The sequence below is a fragment of the Pseudanabaena sp. 'Roaring Creek' genome (assembly GCF_001402795.1).
GTDB lineage: Bacteria > Cyanobacteriota > Cyanobacteriia > Pseudanabaenales > Pseudanabaenaceae > Pseudanabaena.
Genome location: NZ_LIRE01000038.1, coordinates 1 through 6,980, shown reverse-complemented (window position 1 = coordinate 6,980; position 6,980 = coordinate 1). Strand labels below are relative to the sequence as shown.

The 6,980-nt window shown below is 44.8% G+C and carries 4 protein-coding genes; 3 read left to right on the top strand and 1 reads right to left on the bottom strand.

Annotated features, from left to right (window positions below):
• Nucleotides 1-333: 333 nt before the first annotated feature.
• Nucleotides 334-2,790 carry a filamentous hemagglutinin N-terminal domain-containing protein gene (locus tag AC805_RS01205; protein WP_055073719.1) on the top strand — a complete coding sequence of 819 codons (2,457 nt, stop codon included), beginning with the start codon at nucleotides 334-336 and terminating at the stop codon, nucleotides 2,788-2,790.
• A gap of 8 nt (nucleotides 2,791-2,798) precedes the next feature.
• Nucleotides 2,799-5,267 carry a CHAT domain-containing tetratricopeptide repeat protein gene (locus AC805_RS01200; RefSeq protein ID WP_082429370.1) on the top strand — a complete coding sequence of 823 codons (2,469 nt, stop codon included), beginning with the start codon at nucleotides 2,799-2,801 and terminating at the stop codon, nucleotides 5,265-5,267.
• A 198-nt stretch (nucleotides 5,268-5,465) separates the two neighbouring features.
• Here the strand turns inward: AC805_RS01200 and petN are convergent, their stop codons facing one another.
• Nucleotides 5,466-5,555: a cytochrome b6-f complex subunit PetN gene (gene petN / locus AC805_RS24420; protein ID WP_071590200.1), complete on the bottom strand. Its 90-nt coding sequence runs from the start codon at nucleotides 5,553-5,555 to the stop codon at nucleotides 5,466-5,468.
• A gap of 503 nt (nucleotides 5,556-6,058) precedes the next feature.
• Between petN and AC805_RS01195 the strand changes: the two genes are divergently transcribed.
• Nucleotides 6,059-6,829 (top strand): DUF928 domain-containing protein, encoded by a 771-nt coding sequence (locus AC805_RS01195; RefSeq protein ID WP_197278596.1) that lies wholly within the window; start codon nucleotides 6,059-6,061, stop codon nucleotides 6,827-6,829.
• Nucleotides 6,830-6,980: the final 151 nt, after the last annotated feature.

Genomic DNA, 6,980 nt, shown 5'->3' with positions numbered 1-6,980 from the left:
CTCTACTCCTTGGGACACAGGGAGTCTGCCTCGAAGATAGGAAACTATCTTGCCAGTTAGTACCACTACGGAGTGAGTAAAACCTGCGGAGGGAGGATAAGTCCAGATTAGAGATGGCTCTAACAAGGCTCTCCCAGTGAAAGAGGAAGCCCATACTCTATTTTTTTGTTTACAGAAAAAAATGAGTGTCGGGTATGTCACGATGTCGCTAAGATAGTCAAAGTAGGTTTGTAAAAGCAAGCGATTTTAGCCTTTAATTTAGTTAGTTTAAGTACTTCAAAACTTTTTTCATAATCGAGGAGAAAGCTAATGTTTATTGTCAAGAGTAATTTCATGCAAGTTAAACAGATAGCGATCGCTCTTTTCTTCGCTCAACCTCTGGTGATGGGTGGGGGGGCATTCGCCCAATCGATCGCCCCCACTCAGGGTAATGGCAATTTAGGTACGATTGTCACCCCTGACATCAAAAATTCCCAGCAATTGAATATTACTGGTGGCACGCAAGCAGCCGCAAATCTCTATCACAGTTTCCAGCAATTTGGCTTAAGCCAAGGACAGATCGCCAACTTCATTGCCAATCCCAATATCCAGAATATTTTGGCGCGGGTTGGGGGAGGGAATCCTTCCGTAATTAACGGGTTAATTCAGGTAACAGGCAGTAATGCCAACCTCTATCTGCTAAATCCTGCGGGAATTATTTTTGGCTCTGGGGCAAGTTTAAATGTCCCCGCATCTTTTACGGCGACCACTGCCAATGGAATTCAGTTGAGCAATGGCTGGTTCGGCATGAATACGGGAATTGATGCGATCAAACAACTTACTGGCAATCCTCAAGCCTTTGGGTTAGCGAATTCAGTGACGGGACTTCCTCAGACCAATCCGCCAGCGGCAATTGTCAATGCAGGAAATCTCTCCGTTAAGGAAGGTCAAAGCATTACCCTCGTTGGTGGTTTCGTAATTAATACAGGGACGATCGCTTCCCCATCGGGCAAAATTACGATCGCCGCCGTTCCCGATGGCAAATATGTCAAAATCACCCCAGAAGGGAGTTTGCTCAGTTTAGAATTACCCATCGCAACGCAAACAGAATTATCGACAACGCCGCTGCTTGCTAAGGATCTGCCCAATTTACTTACGGGTTCGGCGTACCTCCGCCAGATTACAAAATTAGATACTGATGCGTCGGGAAATTTGCTCGTCGCAGGAAGCGCAATTCCTAATCGGGCGGGCATGGCGATCGCCTCAGGAAAGCTAGATGTATCTAGCACAGCTAAGGGTGGCGAGATTAACGTTTTAGGCGATCGCGTCGGCTTGGTAAGCGCAAAGATCGACGCTTCGGGGGCGCTCGGTGGTGGTAATGTCCTTGTTGGTGGCGATTTACATGGAAAAGGCATCGTTCCCAATTCTCAATATACATTTGTGACCAAGGATTCCACTATTCACGCCGACGCAACCAATCAAGGGAATGGCGGCAAGGTCATCCTATGGAGCGATCGCACTACAGCCTATTTAGGCAGCATTTGGGCTAGAGGGGGTAAAACGATTGGTAATGGAGGATTTGTAGAAGTTTCGGGCAAAGAGAATCTGATTTTCCAAGGGAAAGTTGATACGACGGCTTTCCATGGAACCGTAGGAAAACTGCTGCTAGACCCGAATAATATTACGATTAGTAGTAATCCCAGTAGTCCTCTCGTGGCATCGCAACTCAATAGTCACATAATTGCCTTTGCCGATTTTGCTGGCACGGACATTAATATCAACGATGCCGACTTAAGGGGAATTTCTGGCGATGTGATCTTGCAAGCAGCCAACAACATTACCCTCGATAGTACCGCTTCCCTTTTCAATGCCGCCGAAAATTCGATTACCTTTCAGGCAAACAATAATATATTTATTAACGTTCCCGTAGGGGGATTTAGCTTAGGTAGTCCGCTCACTGCGCTCAGTTTTATCGCTGGTAATAATATTAATGTTGATACTAGTGCGATCGATACCAACGCATTCAGTTCTTCGTTTCTATTTGGAGTCAATGCGAGTCCGACGCTTTCCTTAACCGCCCAGAATGGTAGCATCAATATTTCGGGTAATTTCCTGATCCGCAATAATCCTGGCGGTGGAGGAATAACTCTCAATTTGAATGCTCCCAATGGTTCGGTGCTAGTGGATAATGGATTTCTGCGCGTGGGACAGGTAAATGGGATCACCGATAGCATTGTGAATATTACCGCAGGAAGATTTCGCGTCACTGGCACGCCGATTAATGGTTCAGCAGGATTCAATATTCAGGATGCCAAGTACAGCATCTACACCTTTGCGGCCAATGCTGGCTCGGCTTCTCAGGGTAATGTTTCATTGCAATTTGGCAGTCAAGCTCCCGTTATCTCTGGCAATGGTGGTAATAATTTAATCAATATTCACCTGCTCTCAGATACGAGTTTTGTGGTCGGAAAAACACCTACAACCAGTGGTGTCGATGGACAAATTGGAATCGGCATTAGCAGCATCCCTCCTCAAGTACTAACCCTGTTATCAGATCGAGACTTTGGCTCTAATGTTAATTTAATTGGCGATAATGCCACAACTTCTACTTTAGCTTCTACTTTGAATAGTAATACGATCGCGGCAGCTCGCACGGCTGAGCTACAGGCAAATACTGGCGATGTAAAAAAATGCGAACCCGTCAAGAACAAGAAACCGATTTTAACGCTCACGGCATCCTTACCCTCTAACGACGCAACTCGTTCCGCACAGAATCCCAATCCTAATAACTTGCCGCCTTGCCAAGAGTAGGTCGATCGATGAAATGTAAAGCGAAATGTAAAGCCATTCTAATGACGATCGCTAGTGCGTTAATCTTAATGCCAAGCCTATCTGAAGCTTCGGGAATCAGCAATCCTTCGATTCCCATTCCAAGCGCAGAAGAAGCATCTGAAGCCGATCGACTCCTACAGGCAGGAATCCAATATTTTCGAGCTAAGCAGTTTGAAAGCGCCTTCGCTAGCTGGCACAAAGCCCTTGATATTTATCGACAGCAAAGCAATCGTCAAGGCGAAAAAAAGGTTTTAGAAGCCTTCGCCAAAGCATCAAAAATGCTCGGTCAATACCAACAGGCGATCGATTACTCTCAGCAATGGCTCGCTTTCGCCAGAAAAATCGGCGATCGTCAGACGGAAGCGGATGCTTTAGGTAATCTGGGCAATAACTATCGCCTTGTGGGGGACTATGCTAAAGCTCTGGATGTACAAACGCAAGGACTGATAATTAGAAAAGAACTCAACGATCGGCAAGGCGAAGAACAGGTTCTCGAAAGTCTAGGAAGTATCTATTACGATCTTGGGAATTATGACAAAGCAGAGGCTCTATATCGTCAAAGCCTTACGATTGCAAAGACGGAGGGGGATAACTATGGCGTAGTTTTCCTACTAAATAAATTAGGATTATTAGCTGGCATTAATGAAGATTATAAACAAGCGATCGCCTATTATCAGCAAAGCCTTGATATAGCCAAGCAAGAATTAGCCAAGCAAGAATTAGCCAAGCAAAAAGATTTTGGGGAAGTAGCGGGAAATGCCCTTAATAATATTGGCTCAATCTATCACATTCAGCACCAATATAAAGAAGCGATCGCCTATTACGAGCAAGCGTTAACCATTGCCAAAGAAATTAAAAATCCCCGTATGGAAGGAACCGCTGTAGGTGGTTTGGGATTAGCCTATGTTTTTTTAAAGAACTACAATCGCGCCCTAGCCCTGCAGGAACAAAGCTGGCAGCTCGCCAAGCAGATCGGCGATCGCCGCCTTGAGGCGCTTACTTTAAGCAATTGGGGTTATACACTTTGGCGATCGCAAAAATACCCCGAAGCTGAACAGAAGTTTCTCACGGCTCTCAGCTTACTCGAATCTTTGCGATCCGATTTGAGCGATAGCGATAAGGTTTCCATTTTTGACACCCAACTACATGCCTTCAATCTACTCCAACAGATTATGATCGCACAGGGTAAACCTGAATCCGCCCTAGTAATTGCCGAACGTGGACGCGCCCGTGCTTTTGCCGAGCTTCTCTCCCATCGGCTGAACTCTGACTCCGCTCCGAAATCTGATCAAGAAAAAGAACGCTTTAATTCGCCCATTCTCTCTCTACCTTCGGTCAGTATTAACGATATTCGTCGCATTGCCCAACAGCAGAACGCCGTTCTGGTGGAATATTCATTAATTACCGATCCTAGTTTCATCGGTCAGGGCAAGCTTAAAGGAGAATATACCAAGCTGTATATTTGGGTCATACAACCCTCTGGCGAAATCGCTTTTCGGCAAATCGAGCTAGATAGCAACTTTGTCGAACTTATTGTCGATATTCGCAGCATACTCAACGATCCGAGCGAAATCGCCCAAAACCCCAAGGATGTCTTCGAGAAATATCGCCAACTAAAGCAGCTCCACAATATTCTAATTCAGCCGATCCAAGGCTTGCTACCGTCAGATAGCGATACGCGAGTAATTTTTTTACCCCAAGCGTTGCTATTTCTAGTTCCCTTTGCAGCCTTGATTAATCCCCAAAATCAGTTTTTATTAGAGCGTTATACCGTCCAAATTGCCCCCGCCATTCAAGTTCTCGACCTCACCCATCAGATCCGCCAAATGGCTCAAAGGATTAACTTTCAAGAAATCCTGATCGTGGGCAACCCCACTATGCCAAGTCTGGGCAATCCACCGATCCCATTACCTACTTTGTTAGGAGCCGAAAAAGAAGCCGAGGCGATCGCCGCTTTACTCCATACTAAATTTTTAAAGGGTAACGAAGCCACCAAGGTTGAAGTGGTTGCCAAAATGAAAACGGCGCGGTTTATCCATCTAGCTACCCACGGACTATTAGATGAATATCGCAAAGGGGATATTCCTGGAGCGATCGCCCTTGCCCCTAGCGCTCAAGATAATGGATTTCTGACAGCTAGCGAAATTATTCAGATGCGATTAAATGCGGAATTGGTGGTACTCAGTGCCTGTAAAACTGGTCAGGGATTATTAACAGGAGATGGGGTGATCGGTTTATCGCGATCGCTAATTACCGCAGGCGTTCCGAGTGTAGTGGTGTCGCTATGGGCAGTTCCCGACGAGCCGACGACTTTGTTAATGACCACTTTTTATCAAAAATTTCTCGCAAACCCAAACAAGGCTCAAGCGCTGCGTCAAGCAATGCTGGCAACTAAAGCGAAATACCCAGATCCGATCGCTTGGGCAGCCTTTACCCTAATTGGTGAGGCTAACTAAACAATTTTTTACAGCAATTATCGATCGAACGAACAACAAGGAAATTTTTGAAAGCGTTGCAAAGCAACGCTTTCAAAAATTTCCTTGGTTTGGGTTTGAGCGCAATGCGCTATAAGCAAACCTTGAGCTTTGAGAACCCTTATACCAATTTCCAAAAGTGTGGCTACACTTTTGCTTTACCAATAAAGGCTTATAGCTCTATAGTCCGTTACGTCCCCAGACAACAAAAGCGATCGAAAGTGTGAACATACCGAGGACGCTAAACCATCCTAATGACAAGATATCCATATTTTTACAACAATTTAAATAAGTTTTTCTAGATAATATAATACGCTTTGCCGTGCCAAACGGGATGGAAATATTCCATCGAATGTCCGTAGCAACTTTTTGAGAGAAGTTGCATTCTTAATTAAGTAATTAAATTAAATATCCTAGATCGACATCCTATCGATCGCGTTGATCGCGATCGCGTCTTAATATCGCGCCATTAACGCGCCATGAAGTAGTTAAGCATAATTAAAAGGCAAAACCAGCGATCGTACCGCCCGCTATGCAGGCGGTACGCTCTTTTTAGGTTTTAAGACTTATGCCTAGCTACTTACGCTTACCAATCACAGCCCAATCCCTGCGAAATCACTAACAAATCCCTGCAAAATCACAGCCCCATTCCTGACTGCTCATTTACGATTCTTAAAGCGAACTTTTTTAGAGGCGATCGCATTATGTTTTTACCAAAAAAATTCTTAAAAAAATTCTTAAAAAAATTCTTTTTAGCATCCTTCTGCTCTTGCTTGGCGATAAATGCCGCCATTGCCCTAGCCCTAGCCCTCTCCCCCTCGGTACAGGCGCAATCACGACGAGTACGTTACGTACCACCTAGCGATCTTGATGCCCCTAAAACTTCTGCATCAGGTATCACTCGCAGTAGCGGCTGTACAGATGCTTGCTTAATTGCCCTAGTACCCGACTTATTTACCGAAAACAAACCGATACCTAGGACAATCTCGGAACGTCCCACCCTTTATTTCCTCACTCCCAAAATTGACGATATTAATGGTTCTGTCAAGTTTACTCTGTTTGAAGATATCCCTCCAACCCAACCTGATGCCGATGGGCTTCTTCCAGAAGCTCAGAAAAAACAAATTTACACCAAAACATTTACCCTCAACAATGATGCGGGCATCATTGCGCTAAAAATCCCCAATGATGCACCTGTCCTAGAAATTGGCAAAATCTACACTTGGAAATTTACCATCCCCGCCAAGAAAAATCCTCTGATGCCATATCTAGCGGAAAATAAGACGGTGCAAGGTAAGATCCGACGGGTTTTACCAGATCAACAGTTAGCGACAAAGCTTCAAAAAATATCGCAACCAATAGAGCGAGCCGAGTTATTAGCTAATCAGGGGATTTGGTTTGAAACGTTGCAGACCTTAGCCGAAACCCAGCTAACCGTACCGAGTGACCCTGAAGCCTTAGAAGAATTGACTGCTTTACTAAAATCCGCCAGTTTGGATAAGGTTCTTCCCTATGCTTTGATTTTACAAAAGCAAGCTTTATAACTTTGAATTAAGAAACCATTTAAGAATTGGATAGATCCCCCCAGCCCCCCTTAAAAAGGGGGGAGAATTAAATTCTTCCCCCTTTTTAAGGGGGATTGAGGGGGATCTCTTAGAGTTTTTGACCGCAGAAAGTAATTCTTAAATGGTTTCT

Bases quoted from the DNA above. Each gene is read 5' to 3' on its own strand.
- AC805_RS01205 (WP_055073719.1), top strand. From the start codon at position 334: ATGCAAGTTAAACAGATAGCGATCGCTCTTTTCTTCGCTCAACCTCTG.
- AC805_RS01200 (WP_082429370.1), top strand. From the start codon at position 2,799: ATGAAATGTAAAGCGAAATGTAAAGCCATTCTAATGACGATCGCTAGT.
- petN (WP_071590200.1), bottom strand. From the start codon at position 5,555: ATGGATATCTTGTCATTAGGATGGTTTAGCGTCCTCGGTATGTTCACA.